The sequence below is a fragment of the Pigmentiphaga litoralis genome, assembly GCF_013408655.1.
Lineage (GTDB): Bacteria > Pseudomonadota > Gammaproteobacteria > Burkholderiales > Burkholderiaceae_B > Pigmentiphaga > Pigmentiphaga litoralis_A.
In genome coordinates this window covers 2,915,492-2,931,290 of sequence record NZ_JACCBP010000001.1, presented here as the reverse complement: position 1 = coordinate 2,931,290, position 15,799 = coordinate 2,915,492, and the positions used below count along the sequence as shown (strand labels likewise).

Annotated in this window: 13 protein-coding genes; 6 read left to right on the top strand and 7 right to left on the bottom strand. The window is 55.0% G+C overall.

The genetic code is table 11. The features are described from left to right. Nucleotides 1-300 precede the first annotated feature (300 nt). The 6 genes from HD883_RS13175 (at nucleotide 301) to HD883_RS13150 (ending at nucleotide 9,040) form a co-directional block, all read left to right on the top strand. Complete coding sequence (locus HD883_RS13175; protein ID WP_257022166.1) at nucleotides 301-2,790, top strand: polysaccharide biosynthesis/export family protein; 2,490 nt, start codon at nucleotides 301-303, stop codon at nucleotides 2,788-2,790. Nucleotides 2,791-2,794: 4 nt separating this feature from the next. Continuing rightward, entirely contained in the window at nucleotides 2,795-3,988 is a 1,194-nt protein-coding gene (locus HD883_RS13170) for a Wzz/FepE/Etk N-terminal domain-containing protein (RefSeq protein WP_179584738.1), read from the top strand. Between the two features lie 303 nt (nucleotides 3,989-4,291). After that, the gene (locus HD883_RS13165; RefSeq protein WP_179584740.1) at nucleotides 4,292-5,605 is read left to right on the top strand and encodes a hypothetical protein; all 1,314 of its coding nucleotides are present in this window, start codon (nucleotides 4,292-4,294) and stop codon (nucleotides 5,603-5,605) included. Between the two features lie 113 nt (nucleotides 5,606-5,718). Then, on the top strand, nucleotides 5,719-6,720 hold the full coding sequence (locus tag HD883_RS13160; protein ID WP_179584742.1) for an acyltransferase family protein: 1,002 nt from the start codon (nucleotides 5,719-5,721) through the stop codon (nucleotides 6,718-6,720). Nucleotides 6,721-6,750: 30 nt separating this feature from the next. Continuing rightward, nucleotides 6,751-7,968 carry a glycosyltransferase family 4 protein gene (locus HD883_RS13155; protein WP_179584744.1) on the top strand — a complete coding sequence of 406 codons (1,218 nt, stop codon included), beginning with the start codon at nucleotides 6,751-6,753 and terminating at the stop codon, nucleotides 7,966-7,968. 82 nt (nucleotides 7,969-8,050) lie between these two features. Beyond that, nucleotides 8,051-9,040, top strand: a complete 990-nt coding sequence (locus tag HD883_RS13150) for a hypothetical protein (RefSeq protein ID WP_179584746.1) — start codon at nucleotides 8,051-8,053, stop codon at nucleotides 9,038-9,040. 96 nt (nucleotides 9,041-9,136) lie between these two features. Here HD883_RS13150 and HD883_RS13145 read toward each other — a convergent pair whose 3' ends face one another. The 7 genes from HD883_RS13145 to HD883_RS13115 form a co-directional block, all read right to left on the bottom strand. Continuing rightward, nucleotides 9,137-10,036, bottom strand: coding sequence for a glycosyltransferase family 2 protein (locus HD883_RS13145; protein ID WP_179584748.1), 900 nt, complete (start codon nucleotides 10,034-10,036; stop codon nucleotides 9,137-9,139). Between the two features lie 86 nt (nucleotides 10,037-10,122). Then, the gene (locus HD883_RS13140; protein WP_179584750.1) at nucleotides 10,123-11,259 is read right to left on the bottom strand and encodes an NAD-dependent epimerase/dehydratase family protein; all 1,137 of its coding nucleotides are present in this window, start codon (nucleotides 11,257-11,259) and stop codon (nucleotides 10,123-10,125) included. A gap of 58 nt (nucleotides 11,260-11,317) precedes the next feature. Continuing rightward, nucleotides 11,318-11,968, bottom strand: coding sequence for an acyltransferase (locus tag HD883_RS13135; protein WP_179584752.1), 651 nt, complete (start codon nucleotides 11,966-11,968; stop codon nucleotides 11,318-11,320). Continuing rightward, on the bottom strand, nucleotides 11,965-12,792 hold the full coding sequence (locus HD883_RS13130) for a glycosyltransferase (RefSeq protein WP_179584754.1): 828 nt from the start codon (nucleotides 12,790-12,792) through the stop codon (nucleotides 11,965-11,967). The genes HD883_RS13135 and HD883_RS13130 overlap by 4 nt, the downstream gene beginning before the upstream one ends. A 7-nt stretch (nucleotides 12,793-12,799) precedes the next feature. Further along, on the bottom strand, nucleotides 12,800-13,999 hold the full coding sequence (locus HD883_RS13125) for a hypothetical protein (protein WP_179584756.1): 1,200 nt from the start codon (nucleotides 13,997-13,999) through the stop codon (nucleotides 12,800-12,802). Nucleotides 14,000-14,053: 54 nt separating this feature from the next. Then, a complete protein-coding gene (locus HD883_RS13120) occupies nucleotides 14,054-14,950 on the bottom strand; it encodes a transketolase family protein (RefSeq protein ID WP_179584758.1) in 897 nt (298 codons plus the stop codon). Then, nucleotides 14,947-15,753, bottom strand: a complete 807-nt coding sequence (locus HD883_RS13115; protein WP_179584760.1) for a transketolase — start codon at nucleotides 15,751-15,753, stop codon at nucleotides 14,947-14,949. The genes HD883_RS13120 and HD883_RS13115 overlap by 4 nt, the downstream gene beginning before the upstream one ends. Nucleotides 15,754-15,799: the final 46 nt, after the last annotated feature.

The following is a 15,799-nucleotide window of genomic DNA, read 5'->3' as shown; positions in this document are numbered from 1 at the left end:
GGCACTAGCGGATTGTGATAATGAATTCCGCCAGCCCTCTGATAAACTCCCCATCGCGCGAAGACAGCCGCTTTTGCGAGTGTCTGATGCTCGGTCAGATTACAGCCTTCACGTGTTCCCGGCACTGCTCCTTACGCCTTGCTCCGACAGGACGAGGGTTAGTCATCCGGGCGTGTCGGTTGGTGAGCATCGCTGTCAGAGCAACAACCCGATCAAATTGCGTCGTTCGTCCGAATCCACAATTCTCCCGTCACCGTTGTGTCCAATCCTACGGTGATGGGACGCATTCTTCTGCAGATAATGACCTACACCTACCTTCACCGCCCGCTTCGCGGCACAGTTGCAGCCGTACTTGCTGCACTGGTCAGTACGTCTGCCTTCGCGCAGTTTTCGTTGAATGGCTTGGGCAGCACTGCGCCGACTTCCGGCGGGGGCACCTACGTTTCTCCCAGTTCGGTCACCGGTTCAGGGATGAACGGAGCCCGGGCAACAAGCGCGACGAACAGCGGGATCGGTACGGGAACGTCCACCGGGGCCAATAACGTCCCCGGAATGGGAGTTGGCACTTCCCCCATGGGCGCGGGAAACAACTCGCTGGACTCCGGCCCCAACACGTTGCGTGATTCGCGTGGGCCGCAAGATCTCGACATGAACGGCGAGCAAGGCCCGGACGCATCCCGGCGCGGGAAAAAAGACGGGAATGCACCGGCCCGCCAGCGGCAGATCAGCCAGTTTCAGCAGTTTGTACAGCAGTCGACCGGCCGCCTCCTGCCCGTTTATGGACAGGATCTGTTTGACCTGCCTCAGGTGACTTACTCGCCAGACGGCGGCGCGCCCGCGCGCGACGATTACGTTCTTGGTCCGGGCGATGAGCTGCAGGTCCAGGTCTGGGGCGGCGTCGATTACAAGGGCAGCGTCACGATCGACCGCAACGGGCAGGCAAGCATCCCGCGCGTGGGCGTTGTGAACCTGGCTGGAACGCGCGTCGCAGACGTGGAAGCAGTCCTCCGGCAAAGCATTGGCAAGACCTTTACGAACTTCAACCTGAATGCGAGCCTCGGCAAATTGCGCTCCATCCAGGTGTATGTCGTTGGGCAGGCTCAGCAGCCTGGCACGTATAACCTGTCGAGTCTCGGCACGCTTGTCAACGCGCTATTCGCAAGTGGCGGGCCGAACGCCAATGGCAGCATGCGCAACATCGAGTTGAAGCGCGGCGGCAAGGTGGTCACCACTTTCGACCTGTATGACTTCATCGGTCGGGGTGAGAAAGGGCGCGATGTACCGCTCGCCTCGGGCGACGTCATCGTCATTCCACCCGTCGGGCCACGGGTAGCCATTGCAGGCGCGTTGGATAACGCGGCCATCTATGAGCTGAAGCCTGGGCAAAGTGTTGGCAACTCGCTGGGTGACATACTTGCGCTGGGGGGCGGCGTTCCTACTTTGGCAACTTCCCACAAAGCGTTGATCGAGCGGGTCGCGCCCCAACAGAATCCGCCAAGGCAAGTGCAGGATCTTGCGTTGGATAACGCTGGCCTGGCGACGCCGCTTCGCGATGGCGACATCGTGACGTTGCTGGGTATCAGCCCGGCATTCGCAAATGCCGTCACGCTGCAGGGCAACGTGGCAGCGCCGCTGCGTTATCGCTGGTTCAAGGGTATGAAGGTTCGAGATCTGATTCCCGAACGCGACGCCCTCATCACCGCCGACTATTACGTTCGCAAGAATCTGCTGGTTCAGAACGCTGAAGCGCTTGGCTCCGACGCCACCAAGGCCGGTAATCAGGTGGACCGCCGGGTGCGGAGCATGGTCGATGAAATCAATTGGGACTACGCCGTGGTCGAACGGCTTGACCGTGACAAGCTGCGCACGCAGTTGATTCCGTTCAATCTGGGCCGTGCTGTGCTCCAGGGCGACGAAAGCCAGAACCTGGTGCTGCAGCCGGGTGACGTGGTCACGATTCTCAGCCAGAACGATCTCAGGCTTCCCGCCGAGAAACGCACCCGGCTGGTTCGCGTGGAAGGTGAGGTCAGCGCGCCAGGCATCTACGAGGTGCTGCCCGGCGAAACCATGGGTCAGCTGATCCAGCGTGTCGGCGGAACGACGCCCCAGGCATATGTGTATGGAATCGAAATCGATCGGGAATCGGTTCGCCAGAAGCAGCAGCAAAACCTGGACTTGTTGATCCGCCGTCTGGAATCGCAACAGCAAAGCCAGATCCTGTACATCATGGCGAACCGGAATACAGCTGATGCCGCCGCGCAGGCGGCCGTGGCTCAGCAGCAGCAGGCGCTGGCGCGCTCGCAGCTTGAAGCGCTTCGCAAGCTGCGCAGCAATGGCCGTATCGCATTGGAAATGAGCGCGGGCAATCCGTCGATGAGCATTGCTTCGTTACCTGACCTGCCGCTGGAAGACGGGGACCGCGTCATGGTGCCAACCGTGCCGAGCTTTGTCTCGGCCGTGGGAGCCATCAACAACGAAAACGTCTTCATCTACAAGAACGGCCGTACCGTGGGTGAGGTCATCAAGTCCGCGGGCGTGCGGCCCGAAGCGGATCTGAAGCAGATGTTCGTGGTCCGTGCTGACGGCAGCATCCTTGCCTCCAGCACTGGATTCTTCAGCAGTGGCGTCGAGTCGGTGGCACTGATGCCCGGCGACACCATCGTCGTTCCTGAAAAGCTGGATCGCGAGACCACAGGCAACTTTGTCGCAAGACAGCTCAAAGACTGGACGCAGATCTTCTCGCAGCTCGGACTTGGCGTCGCGGCGCTTAGCGTGATCAGGGACTTGTAAAGTAATGACCGAAAGCACCATCAACAAGCCCGCAGGCAGCGTTCCTGGCGATTATCTTGCCAACGACGACGAGTTGAGCCTGATAGACGTCATGCAGGTCATCGCGGAAAACCTGCGTCTGCTGATCCTGGGACCCCTTTTGGTCGGCGTAATCGCGTTGGCCATCAGCTTCGCGATCACTCCCACGTTCACTGCGACTGCAAAGTTCCTTCCTCCGCAACAGCAACAGAGCGCGGCGCTTGGAATGCTGCAGTCATTGGGCGGCCTGGGGGGCCTCGCAGGCGCTGCGGCGGGCATCAAGAATCCGTCCGACCAATACGTTGCCTTTCTGCGAACCAACACGGTGCAGGATGCCCTGATCGACAAGTTTGCATTGATGGAACGCTATGAGCAGGAATACCGGCAGTCCACCCGCAAGACGCTTGATGGCAACACGCGCATCAATGCAGGCAAGGATGGCCTGATCACCGTCGAATTCGATGATCATGATCCGAAGTTTGCAGCGAATGTGGCTAACACGTACGTGGCCGAGCTGGGTGAGCTGTTGAACAGGCTTGCCATTACGGAAGCCCAGCAGCGACGCGTGTTCTTCGAGAAGCAGCTCGCGTCCACCAAAGAAAACCTGATCCGCGCCGAACAGGCCCTTGCCGCCAGCGGCGTGAGCCCATCGGCATTGAACGCGAACCCGTCCACCGCGCTGGAAGGCCCGGCCCGCCTGCGCGCGCAGGTGACTGCGCAAGAGGTCAGGCTCGCGGCAATGCGCAGCTATCTGACCGAGACGGCCCCGGAATTTCGTCAGGCGCAAGCCGAGTTGTCGGCGCTTCGGAATCAGCTATCCAAGGCCGAGCGTGAGCAGCCCGCAGGGAATGTCGGGGGCAATGATTACATCGCCAAGTACCGTGAGTTCAAGTACCAGGAGACCTTGTTCGACTTGTTCGCCCGCCAGTTCGAAACAGCGAAGATCGACGAAAGCCGCGAGGGCGCGTCCATCCAGGTGGTCGACGTCGCAAATCCACCTGAATTGAAGTCAAAGCCTAAGCGCGCCACTATTGCCGTAGCTGCAACATTTATCGCCGGTTTTCTACTGCTGATATTTGTTTTTGTTAGACAGATTTTGTGGGCCGGTGGACGTGATCCAGTCGCAGCGGAAAAGCTGGGAAAATTGCGTACCACATTCAGACGCGCACTTGGTCGTTAACAAGCGGTTGAGTGATGCCTGCTTCATATCAGTGTCAGTGCAGTTGAGCCGTGCTTTCCGAGAATGTTCAATCTGAAACGTTTGCTGGCCTGTCAAGCTGAATAGCCCGTTTGCCCGAAAGTGGAAGCTGGCGATCAATACCTTCGCTGATGTAATACCCTTTGAAAGTATTGGAAGGTTCCTATGGGCTGGATTAAACGTTAACTCCCGTTTGTCGATTCTATTTGATCCCTGTGAACCAATCTCGCATAGTGAGTTTTGGTAGTTCACCTAGCGGTGCGCAGTAACGTCCTCAGGCACGTCATGCTCTTCTATAGCATTATCCTTGTTATTGGCCTTTCCATACAGATTGTGGGAGCCTACACAATTTGGTTCAGCCGGACGAATATTGTCACGCATGTCTCCGCGGGATTTATTGTAATTGGCTACTTAATTCCCGGACTGTTCACAAATTATTACGCTGGGTTTTCTCAAGAATCGCTGGACATTTACGTCTGGACCTCGTTTGTTGGTGCGATCGCATACCTCCTTGGACTTCAAGCGTCTAGATTCTATTCAGTTCGCAAAGGCTGGATTAAGCGAAAAATCGCGATTCTGCAAACCCGAAACTTTGAACGTAATGCTGCAAAGCAGCTGAAGATACTACTGGTTCTAGCTATTGGTTTATTGGTCCTAGGGTACGTGATTATGGGTTTTGTACCTATGTTCGCGGCTGACCCGCTATCGGCCAAGCAGTTCAAAGGTGAGTACCGAGATAGCTATCTGCGTGCCGCTTGGTTCTTTCGATCAGGCTTAATGATCGCGATCTTTGTGATGCCAATCGCCGCAGTTTACTCATTCGTAACTAAGAAGCGATGGTTCCTTTTTGCCAGCGTATTGCTGGGCTTACTGATTATGGTGTCGCTTGCAAAAGGCGCGGCCGCGAACTGGTTGATCTTGGCCGGCGGGGTCTTGGCGGCTCGTAAACTTCGTTGGTTTTTAATCTATTTTGTATTCGTGATTGGTCTTAATCTGGCAGGCAGTATATTTAATTACATGCTTTCGGTGCTGACTGGCCTCCAGCTTTTCTCGACCAGTGAAGGTGGCCAGAGCTTCGCTGATATGGTAGCCGCAGGGGCTCCGGACATGGTAGATCAATTGAACCTGCTGGAGGCGTTCATTTCACATGGGTCGCCGTGGACGTATGGAAGAACATTCATTGGAGGTCTTGTGCCATTCTCCTATGAATGGAATCCATCCGTGTGGACGCTGAACCAGCTTAACGACGGCGCTGACGTTACAGAGATTGTTTCAGGCGGCCTTCGGCTACCAATCTCGCTTTGGGGCTATGTGAGCTTCGGCTGGATAGGCGTCGTGATGGTGCCTGCGCTATCGGGATTTCTGCTGGGGTGCTTCATGCGCATAGCAAAATCACTGATAAACGGCACGAACGATACTTTCGTGCTGGCAGTGGTCACCGTAGTGCTTAGTTATGCACTCATTCCGATTTCAGCGTTTTACGCGCTGAGCCTTTATTTTATACCGGCGGTGTTCATATCAATATTTTTGGTCCAGCGAAAACGGTTTGTTATTATGCCTGGAAAATATCTTTCGAATTTAGCTGCTACGAAACGCTGATATCTGATAATGCCGTTGTCTTAAGGCGCCATATTGCCGAAAACGTGCGCTAGGCAAGGCGACTCCTGAGCGTCGAATACAGAAACGATGCCGCAAGGCCTAATGATCGGAAAATGAAGACCAATAATTTTGACGTTCTGCGTTTTACCCTTGCGTTCATGGTCATGCTGTTTCACATCGGCATGTTGTCTGAAGCGCCAGAACTGAGAGGGCTCAGCCTGATTTCGGGCGCGTTTGCAGTGAATGCCTTCTTCATCATCAGCGGGTTCCTGATATGCATGAGCTGTGAGCGATCGAGCTCGATGTTCAGTTATGCATTGAAGCGACTGCGTCGTGTATATCCCGCGTATCTCGTGGCGATCCTGTTCACGTTCGTGATCGGCGTGGCATTCACGAAACTGAGCTTGCAGGAGTTTTTTGCGGCGGCGGAGACGTACAAGTACCTTTTCTACAATCTGATCTTCCTTAACTTCAAGCAGGTGAGCTTGCCGGGTGTCTTTGAGGACCATGTCGACATTGGCATGAACGGCTCCCTTTGGACCTTGAAGATCGAGATAATGTTCTACGCCCTGGTGCCGTTCATCATGCTGGCGTGCAGGAAGTTTGGCGCGTTCAAGGTTCTGGCGCTGGGCTATTTTCTTTCCATCGCATATCGGCTGACTTTTCTCTACCTGTTCGAAGTGCACGGCGATGAAATTTATAGCCGTTTTGGAAAGCAGCTTCCGGGTCAATTGTGTTTCTTCCTGTCAGGCGCATTGTTCTATTTCTGGTTTAAGGCAAAACGGGACATCCCGGCGTGGGTAGCGTTGCTTGGCATCGTCGCCTACAACCTTCCATTCGAATATGTGCAGATCGTGGTCGGGCCTTTGGGGTTGGGTGCCGCCATCGTCTGGTTTGCTTTGCATGCGATGCATCTGGGCAATTTCGGAAAGCATGGCGATATGTCTTACGGAATCTATGTCTATCACTTCCCGCTGGTCCAGGTCGCGGTAAGTCTGGGTCTCTTCGCCAGCGCGCCTTACCTTTCTACGCTGGCGATCTGCGCCATTGTTCTTGTGCTGGCCTATCTCTCCTTCAGATATATCGAGAATCCTTTTCTCGGGCGCAAGGGCTGACTTTGATGAGCCTGCTTGCCGGGTAAGGCGATGACGCTCGTCGCCAACACGGCGTGCAGGCCACCGGCGCACCCGACCATGCAGGATCATGCAATTGATCGTATGCAACACACTGAAGCAATGACTTTGCCTTTGAACTTAACGATTCCCCTCCAGACCATTCATCACCAAAGAATCGGAGGCACTGAGTCGGCCCTCTACAACCTTGCCAAAGGCATTGCGCACACCGACGCCAATCTGACGGTTGCATACTCGGACATCGACAGGCTGGCGCCGGAGTTCCGCGCCTGGCTGGACACTACGCCTGGTGTGTTGAAGAGGGCGACTCCAGCACTTCCCGGTCCGAAAAGCATGCGATTCATCGAAGAAACCCTCTTTGAATTCCTGCGTTCAAACGATGACTGGGTGCTATATCCAAATTATTTCGTGCCGCCAGCGATACGCCGCCGGCGGCCCACTGCAGTCCTCCTGCACGACATTCAGTACAAGCCCCTACCCCAATATCACTCGGAGCGCCGGCGTCAGTGGCTCGACTTTTACCTTCCGAAGATGTTCGAGTGGGCGGAAGTTGTTTTCCTGATATCGGAGTTTGAGCGGCAGCAGATCTTCAAGTATTTCGGCGATCGGTGCGGTCGTAAATGCACGGTTATCTACAACGCGATTGACTTCGAGAGGTTCGAGCAGCCCGCAAGTGGCAATGTTGCCGCGACTGCGAGCGCGCGCCCGTATGTGCTGACCGTATGCCATCATTTTCCGCACAAGAATGTCCGGACATTGCTGCAGGCGTTTGATCAATTGTCCAAACAGAATCCGGACGTCGATCTTTATCTGGTGGGTAAACAAACGCCGGAAAATATCGCATTTGTGCGGCAGTCTTTATCTGAATCGGCGGCAGATCGTGTAAAGCTGTTGGGTTTCGTGTCCGATGCCGAATTGGGCCAGTATTATCGCAATGCTTCACTGTTTGCATTGCCGTCCATCTATGAAGGCTTCGGTATGCCTGCCATAGAGGCCATGGGGCTTGGTGTACCTACCTTGCTCAGCGATATCCCATCGTTGCGCGAGATAACCTTCGGCAATGCCCACTACGTGGCTGACCCACTGAGCGCAAATGAGTGGGCGGCAGCGATGTCGGCTTTGCTGTCAAACCCGGGCCAGGATGCAGACAACGCAAATCTGGCTGAAAAGGTTCGAGCGGCGTACCACCCGCAAAAGGTGGCGGAGACATTGCTGGACCGATTACGCTGACAATCGCTTCAAGTCGAATGCGTCGCTTCTTTCCGCTGTCTTGTTTCCAACATTGCGACCAAGGGTCACACAGATTCGAACCATGGTAGATCTGCAAAACAAAAAAATTCTTCTGGTGATGCCGCAATTCTTTGGCTATGAGACACAGATCTCAACCAAGCTGAGGAGCAGGGGCGCTGACGTCACGTTTGTCGGCGACCGGCCCTCCCTGAGCACTTTTGCCAAAATCGCAACCCGGATCAGCCCGGGGATGATGAAGCCGTTCGCCGACCGCCATTTCAGGAGCATTTTTGCATCCATGGCGGCCGACTCATTCGATTACATCCTGATTATCAAGGGTGAATCCATGAGCATCGCAGTGACTAAGGAAATGTTCGCGCGCTTCCCGTCGGCGAAAAAGGTATTCTATCTTTGGGATAGCTTCAAGAACTCCAAGGGCGCGTTCTCGAAGCTCTCTCTGTTTGACGAAGTTCTGACCTTCGATCCAGTGGATGCGAAGCAGACTCCGGGCGTGCGCTTCAGGCCGCTTTTCTATGCTGATTCATACCTTGCAAGCCCGGGATCGACGAAGCCCGCGATAGACGTATTGTTTGTGGGCACTGCCCATACAGACCGATTCCCTGTCTTGCGCAAGCTGCGGGAGGCACTGCCACCGGGAACCCGGGTTTATTACTATCTTTTCCTGGCCAGCAAACTTGTGTTCTGGGGGCGAAAGGTCCTGGACCCGAGGTTGAAGCACTCGGGCATCGCTGATTTCAAGTTTGTTCCACTCTCTGGTAGTGAGAATGCTGCACTGTTTCAGCAGGCATTTGCGATCGCCGACGTGGAGCGCAAGGTGCAGCGAGGCTTGACCATGCGAACGCTGGAAGTACTCGCGGCACACAAAAAACTGATCACCACGAACGCGCAGGTGCGAGACTACGATTTCTACGACAGCAATAACATTCTGGTGATCGACCGGAATGAACCGGTGGTACCTGCCGATTTCTTCAATACGGACTTTCGGGCTGGTGATCCCTCCATCCTTCAGCGTTACAGCTTGGACGGGTGGATCGACGATGTCTTTGCGTGACAGCAAAACACAGCGATGCGTCTTGTCTGCCGGTCCAGGATTGTTAGGCCGATCTACCCCGGACGACGAACATTCGTGATCAGGGGTTTTCGCCTGTCAGTGCTTCGGCTGGGCGATCATCGCCGTGTTCAACCCATCCCGCATCGCCTTGAATACCCGCTTGCGACGATCTGGTGTGAATCGAATGCTTTTGACTGACATCGCCGCCACCGTGTAAGCGATGGCAATCCAACGTGTAAGCCCGTGGAGGTTCTTTCGTGCAAAGAACAGCCGGTTCCGGGTGGCGTAATACAGACTGAAGAGGCTGTCATTACCGCCAGTCGAGAAGCTGACCTTGTGAAACAGCTCGTATGTCGGAACATAAAGTACCGAAAATCCGCTGTGGTTCATGCGCCATACGAAGTCAGTATCGTCGTAGTAGACAAAGTACTGCTCGTCCATGAGTCCGACGACCTCGAAAACTGACGGGTCCAGGATCATGAAGCAGGTCGGCGCGTAGTTGGTTACCTGGACCGTATCGTACTGGCCGCGATCTGTTTCTAGATCTCCTTGATGAGGCGAAGTCGCCTTCAGCGAGGAAATATGACCACCCGCGCACCAGATAATGCGCGTCCCGAAGTAGAGCATCTTCGGTACGCTGGCTTTCGCGCCGCGTTTGATCATTTCGGCGATCATCCCCGCGATCATGTCTGGCGAATGGAATTCGACGTCGTTGTTCGACAGCACGACATAGTCGACGTTGTCCGCCAGTGCGAGCTCAATCCCTTGATTGTTGCCCTTGGCCACACCCAGATTCGCGTTGTTGAAGACGACTGTGGTCTTGATGCCGTAATCGGCTCCGAGCTTCTCGGACAGTTCGCTGCCTTCGGGCGTGGCGCTGTTATCGATCACGTAAAGTGATATATCGATGCCAGTCTGTTTCTGCAGGCTGCGAAAGAAACCTTCAAGGACATCGTTGCTATTGAATAGTACGGTGACGATACCGATTTTGATCATGCTGGACTCTGGGCCAAAAGCAATTCAGGTGGGTGAGGGCTCGTCAGGTGTCTGGACCACGGAGCCCTCGCAAGGATCGCGGACTGTTAACCCTTGAACAGGCCCTTCGCCTTCATCTCTTCGATGCTGGCTTCGTACTTGTCCACCTGCACTTCCTGCTTGTTGACCCACTTCGTGAATTCGCTGATTCCCTGCTCGAACGACACTTCGGGCACAAAGCCCAACTGCGAGCGCGCTTTTTCCAGGTCTGCAAAGTTGTGACGAATGTCACCCAGGCGATAGGCGCCTGTGGTTGTGACGGGTACCGGCGTGCCATAGGCGGCGATCAGACGGTCTGCGACCTCCTTGACGGTCGTGGCAATGCCAGAGCCGATGCCGTAGACCTCCGTGCTGGTGCCGTCACGAAGCAATGCCAGCGTGGTGGCTTTGACCACATCGCTGATGAACACGAAATCGCGGCTTTCCAGCCCATCTTCAAAGATGCTGATGGGGTTTCCGTTCTTGATGCGGGTCGAGAAAATCGAAAGAATGCCGGTGTAGGGATTGCTCAGTGACTGGCCCGGGCCATAGACGTTCTGGTAGCGAAGTGCAGTGCCCGCAATTCCGAGACTCGAACATACGGTAAGAACCATCTGCTCCTGGTTGAGCTTGGTGATGCCGTATACGGACGACGGATGCAGTTTGGCATCCTCGTCGGTGGCAACAAGCGTCAGCGGTTCTCCCGTCGTGGAGTCCACGTGTTCGAAGATGCCTTTTGACAGCGCGTCGTTGGTTCGGGCACCGGGATAGACGAACGATCCGTCTGCGGTCCGGTATTTGCCTTCGCCGTAGATGGAGCGTGACGATGCCACCACAACGCGTGAGACGGAATGCTTGGTGTTGGTAAGGAGGTCCAGCATGAGGGCTGTCCCGCCAATGTTCACATCAACGTATTTCTTGATTTCGTACATCGACTGGCCAGTGCCGGTTTCGGCCGCCAGATGCACGATCGCATGTTGACCATCCATCGCCTGGATCCAGGCCTGCTCATCGGTGACCGAACCTTCAATGAATCGTACCTTGTCCCGAATCGTCAGGAACAGTTCCGATTTGTCCTTGGCGTTATCACCATGAATCTGCGGCGATAGGTTGTCCAGCACGGTGATGCTGTGACCCAGGGAGATCAGGTGCAATGCGAGGTTTGAACCGATGAAGCCTGCGCCGCCAGTGATAAGTACGTTCATGATGATCCTTCCTTGATGTATTTGTTCGGTGTTCGCGCCGCAAGAAACTCGCGGCACGTCAGGTGTTGGTGGCAGAGGCCTTGACCCACGACGAGGTGGCGGCGTCAAACCGTTTGATCAGCTTTGCAGGAACGCCTGCAATGACACAGTTGTCGGGGAAGCTTTTGGTCACGACGCTATTGGCCGCGACGGTGCAATGCTCACCCAGTTGGACTCCGCTGGCAACGTACACATTGGCACCTATCCATGATCTGGCTCCGATACGGATGGGACCCTTGCTGACCAATGGCGACTGAATCATTCCAATGGAAGGATCGTCATAACCATGATCAAAATCGCACAGAAAGACGTTAGGCCCGAACGCGACGTCACGTCCAACAGTTACCTCCTGCGCGCAAGTAATGTTGCAGCTATGGTTCATATAGACGCCGTCCTCGATGACAATGCGTCCGTTGTGTTCGCTTTTTCCGTAAGCGCCAACTGAATAAAGAATGGCGTCACTCTCGATCCTGACATTGGAACCGATGAAGATATTTTTCGGACTCATGACTTGCCGCGGACGTTTCAGCCACGTGCCGCTGCCTATGGCACCGAATTCGCGTCGGTACACCGTTGCTGACTTGATGCGTGCCATCACGCCGGACAAGATATACCGCTTCTCGAATGAAGACAGGGCAGCGAACTTCTTCAGTTTAGCGAAAAGACTCATTTGGCTTTGAAGCTCTGGAGAACGTGGTCGCGCACCGTGTCGTTGCTGGCCTCGATGGAAGGGCGGTCCACTCCATGGGCTTTCTCGTAAGCCTTCATGGAAAGCATCCAACCGTAGAAAGCGCAATTGGCGGTCAGAAAGGCGCCTGCGGGCCCCGCTTTGTAGCCGCCGCGAAGGACATACTGCGTCAGAGCCATTTTGAGGGACGCCAGCACGAGGCGCAGAGGCGAACGATAAAGGCTCGGTGACGCCTGCACGTCGGTATAACGATCCATGGTCAGAATGTAGGACTTTGCGACGTTCGAGATGAAGTGGTGCACAAAATAACGATCGTCCAGCATCTTGATACGGGATTCCGGGACGGTGACCTTGCCGAAACCGTGAATCACATTGCCATTGAAGTCAATGGCGGCTTTACGGAAAATCCGGTTCATGCGATCGGCAAAAGCATCGTGGCAAAACTTGCCGTAATAGTAGTTTTTCCGGGTGATATTAACGATGTCGTAGTCGTTCGAGTCAACAGCAGCAGCAATCGCACCAGCGGTTTCATGATCGATCATTTCGTCTGCAAACCCCCAATAGATCCAGTCGGTCTGTACCGCTTCCTTGACGCGTGCGGCGGTTACTTCGTCTTCGACCCACCCTTGGTTCTTGTTCAGCAACACCGTTGCGCCGAATGAGCGGGCGATGTCTGCAGTCTGGTCCGTACTGTCGTTGTCAACCACCAGTATCGGGCCGATGCCCGCGAAGTTCTGCAGGACTCTAGTAATGCGTTGTTGTTCGTTATAAGTGAAAACAACAAAGGTGACGTTAGGGCAGAGCACTGATGGCCTATCGGTTGTTGATTTGAGTCAGATAAAACAGATGCAAGCATACGACGAGCTGGGAAACCAGCAATGGAATACCGATCAGATAAACATTCGACAGGTCGTATAGGTAAACGGCATAGAATGAAACCAGAACGGCAACGACGCCAAGAAGGTTTGCAGTAACCAACTGGGTCGCCTTTTGATTGATCGTCAAATACGTCGTAATGATGCCAATCAGGAAGTTCAAGCCTTCAACGGATGCTCCAAAGAGCAGGATCGGCCAGTATGCGGCCAGCGTTTCGCGAGTCAAGATCTTGAGAACGAGTTGGCCCAGAACCGCATATCCAACGATCGCAGTGAACACCAGACCGACGGCGATGGTCAGGTATTTCAGCAGATACGTTCCTTGTGACCGATAGAGCCTTGGCGTGAGGATCTGCGAAGCTATTTGGGCCAAGGCGTTCATCCCGACGGATCCGACGTTTGCCACGGTCGCATAGATACCTGCGATCGAGGCGAAGCCGAGTCCTACATAGACCAGGCGGTAAGCTTGTATCTGGATCCAGTTGCAGACGGCTGAAAACGATACGGGATAGGACGCGATCGCTGCGTCACGCATGCTCAGTCGGTAAGTCGAGTCTTGCGATATCGGAACGTTTTTCTTGAAGTAATACCCGATGATCAGCGCTTCGATCGCATAGGCAATGATCGCAGTTTGAAAAAGGGTCTCCGCCGTTGGGGGCCGGAACAGTTGTGAACCTGCAAACAGTCCGCCCCGCAATAAAGCTTCCAGAATGAGCGCAACCACCACGAACAGGCGTCGGTGCAGGTTATTCAGCAGGTTCCGGCTTGCCGTACAGACGTGCAACAGGGCCGAGTACAGCAGCACCTGCGGAATTTCGTGCATCTCGATCTTGCTGTAATGCCAGAAGATGCTGCCCACGACCGTAACGAAAATCAGTGCAATCAAGGCGGCTTTGGCGTTGAGTCCCAGAAACGCCTTGATTGGTACCGGTTTATCGTAGAAAGCAATCAACTTCGCCTGCTGGTAATAATCAAGCGGTATGAACACCAGGGCATTGGCTGAATACGACAGGGCGATCAGATAGAAAAAGCGTCCCAACTCTTCAGCAGTCAGAAAGTTCGTATAGATCTTGATGTAGACGAGCTGAAGAACGATGCTGCCCAGTCGCAGCATGATCAGCGAGAAGTTCCCCTTCATGGATTGTTCACGGTCTTCTAGGTCTCAACTCGGCAGATTCAACAGTCGCATGAATCAGGCAGCTTCCAGATCGTGCATGATCGCCTGCGCGGAAAGCCCGTGTTCCTGCATCAGGTGCCTGTAATCGCCGCAGGTTTCCGAGAATTGGTCGCGCACGCCGTAGGCATGGAACTGTCCTTGAAACTTTCCGACGATCAATTCTGCAATGGTGCTGGCCAGACCACCATGCACCGAGTGCTCCTCGATCACGATGATCCGTTTCCGCCCGCCAATGACCGGACCGAGATCGGCAGCGGTGAACGGCTTGATGCGAGGAACTGAATACACCGCGGCGCCCCCCAGCGAGTCAGCGATTTGCAAGGCGGTATTCACGCCTGAACCCGTTGCGATGATCAAGGTTGTTTCTTTTTCATCGCGGACGTTGATGATCGCGGATTCGGCTGTGACAGGTCCCTCATGCACGTCGCCCAGGTCGGCCTTGCCCATTCGCATGTAGCACGCCGATTTCGAAGCGAACATTGCATCCATGCTCGCGGTCAGTTCGTGCCGATCGGCAGGCGAGTAGATGGAAAGATGAGGGATCGGTCGCAGGACACTGATATCTTCGAAGCTCTGATGGCTGGCGCCCAGGTGGCTATACACGACGCCCGCGCCGTCGCCGATCAGGATGACGGGCAACTGCTCATAGCAGATGTCGATCTTTATCTGTTCGACAACGCGTACCGGGACGAAGGCCGCCAGTCCGTACACCACGGGTCGATATCCTGCCTTGGCCAAGCCGGCCGCAACGCCCACCATGTTCTGCTCGGCGATGCCGCAGTTGATGTATTGGTCGGGGCAGGCCTTTCGAAACGCGTCGAACAGGGCGTAACCGTGGTCGCCGGTCAGCAAGAGCACCTTTGGATCAGCTTTTGCGGCGGCGACAAGTGCGTTGGAAAAAGCGTCTCTCATGCTGCAGCCCCCAGTTCCGCGATGGCGTCGGCATACGTCGTCTCGTTAAGGCGCGTGTAATGCCAGATGTTGTCATGTTCCATGAAGGACACCCCCTTGCCTTTGACTGTCTGCGCAATCAATGCCTTCGGACGGCCATTCTGGGTGTCGCACAGCTTGCGCACCGTCTCGTCGATGCTGTCCTCGTCGTGGCCGTCGATCGTTACTGCGTCAAACCCGAACGCGGCAAACTTCGATTCGATGTTGCCGAGTGCCATGACCTCGTCGGTCGTACCCATTGCCTGAAAGCCATTGGCATCGACGATGACGACCAGATTGTCGAGCTTGAAGTGGGTGGCGAACAACGCAGCTTCCCAGATCGGGCCTTCATTGATTTCTCCGTCGCCGACAATTGCAAAGCACTTCTGATCGGTTTTCGAGAGCTTCGCAGCAAGTGCAAGCCCGGTGCCGACCGACAACCCATGGCCCAGTGAGCCCGACGTCACTTCGACGCCCGGGATGTGCGTATCGGCAAGGCCTTTCAGCGCACTGCCGTTCTTGAAATAATTGTGCAGGGCTTCGTCACTCAGCCAGCCCTTTTCACCAAGGCATGCGTACTGAGCCATGACGCCATGCCCCTTGCTCAGCACCATGTAATCCCGGTGTTCGTGCCGGGGATTGTCATCCGGAAATCGAAGGTGCGTTCTATAAAGAACCGCTAGCAATTCGACGATGGAGAACGCGCAACCAATATGGACCGTCTTGCCCGAGTAGGCCATGTCCAGAATGGTTCTTCGAATGCGCTTTGGATCGAAATCAGCCATGTAGAGACTCTTGTGTAAAGCTGGCCGTCGGGCCAGTGATCATTCC

Coding starts and splice junctions, on each gene's coding strand:
- HD883_RS13175 (WP_257022166.1), top strand. CDS start 301: ATGACCTACACCTACCTTCACCGCCCGCTTCGCGGCACAGTTGCAGCC.
- HD883_RS13170 (WP_179584738.1), top strand. CDS start 2,795: ATGACCGAAAGCACCATCAACAAGCCCGCAGGCAGCGTTCCTGGCGAT.
- HD883_RS13165 (WP_179584740.1), top strand. CDS start 4,292: ATGCTCTTCTATAGCATTATCCTTGTTATTGGCCTTTCCATACAGATT.
- HD883_RS13160 (WP_179584742.1), top strand. CDS start 5,719: ATGAAGACCAATAATTTTGACGTTCTGCGTTTTACCCTTGCGTTCATG.
- HD883_RS13155 (WP_179584744.1), top strand. CDS start 6,751: ATGACGCTCGTCGCCAACACGGCGTGCAGGCCACCGGCGCACCCGACC.
- HD883_RS13150 (WP_179584746.1), top strand. CDS start 8,051: ATGGTAGATCTGCAAAACAAAAAAATTCTTCTGGTGATGCCGCAATTC.
- HD883_RS13145 (WP_179584748.1), bottom strand. CDS start 10,036: ATGATCAAAATCGGTATCGTCACCGTACTATTCAATAGCAACGATGTC.
- HD883_RS13140 (WP_179584750.1), bottom strand. CDS start 11,259: ATGAACGTACTTATCACTGGCGGCGCAGGCTTCATCGGTTCAAACCTC.
- HD883_RS13135 (WP_179584752.1), bottom strand. CDS start 11,968: ATGAGTCTTTTCGCTAAACTGAAGAAGTTCGCTGCCCTGTCTTCATTC.
- HD883_RS13125 (WP_179584756.1), bottom strand. CDS start 13,999: ATGAAGGGGAACTTCTCGCTGATCATGCTGCGACTGGGCAGCATCGTT.
- HD883_RS13120 (WP_179584758.1), bottom strand. CDS start 14,950: ATGAGAGACGCTTTTTCCAACGCACTTGTCGCCGCCGCAAAAGCTGAT.
- HD883_RS13115 (WP_179584760.1), bottom strand. CDS start 15,753: ATGGCTGATTTCGATCCAAAGCGCATTCGAAGAACCATTCTGGACATG.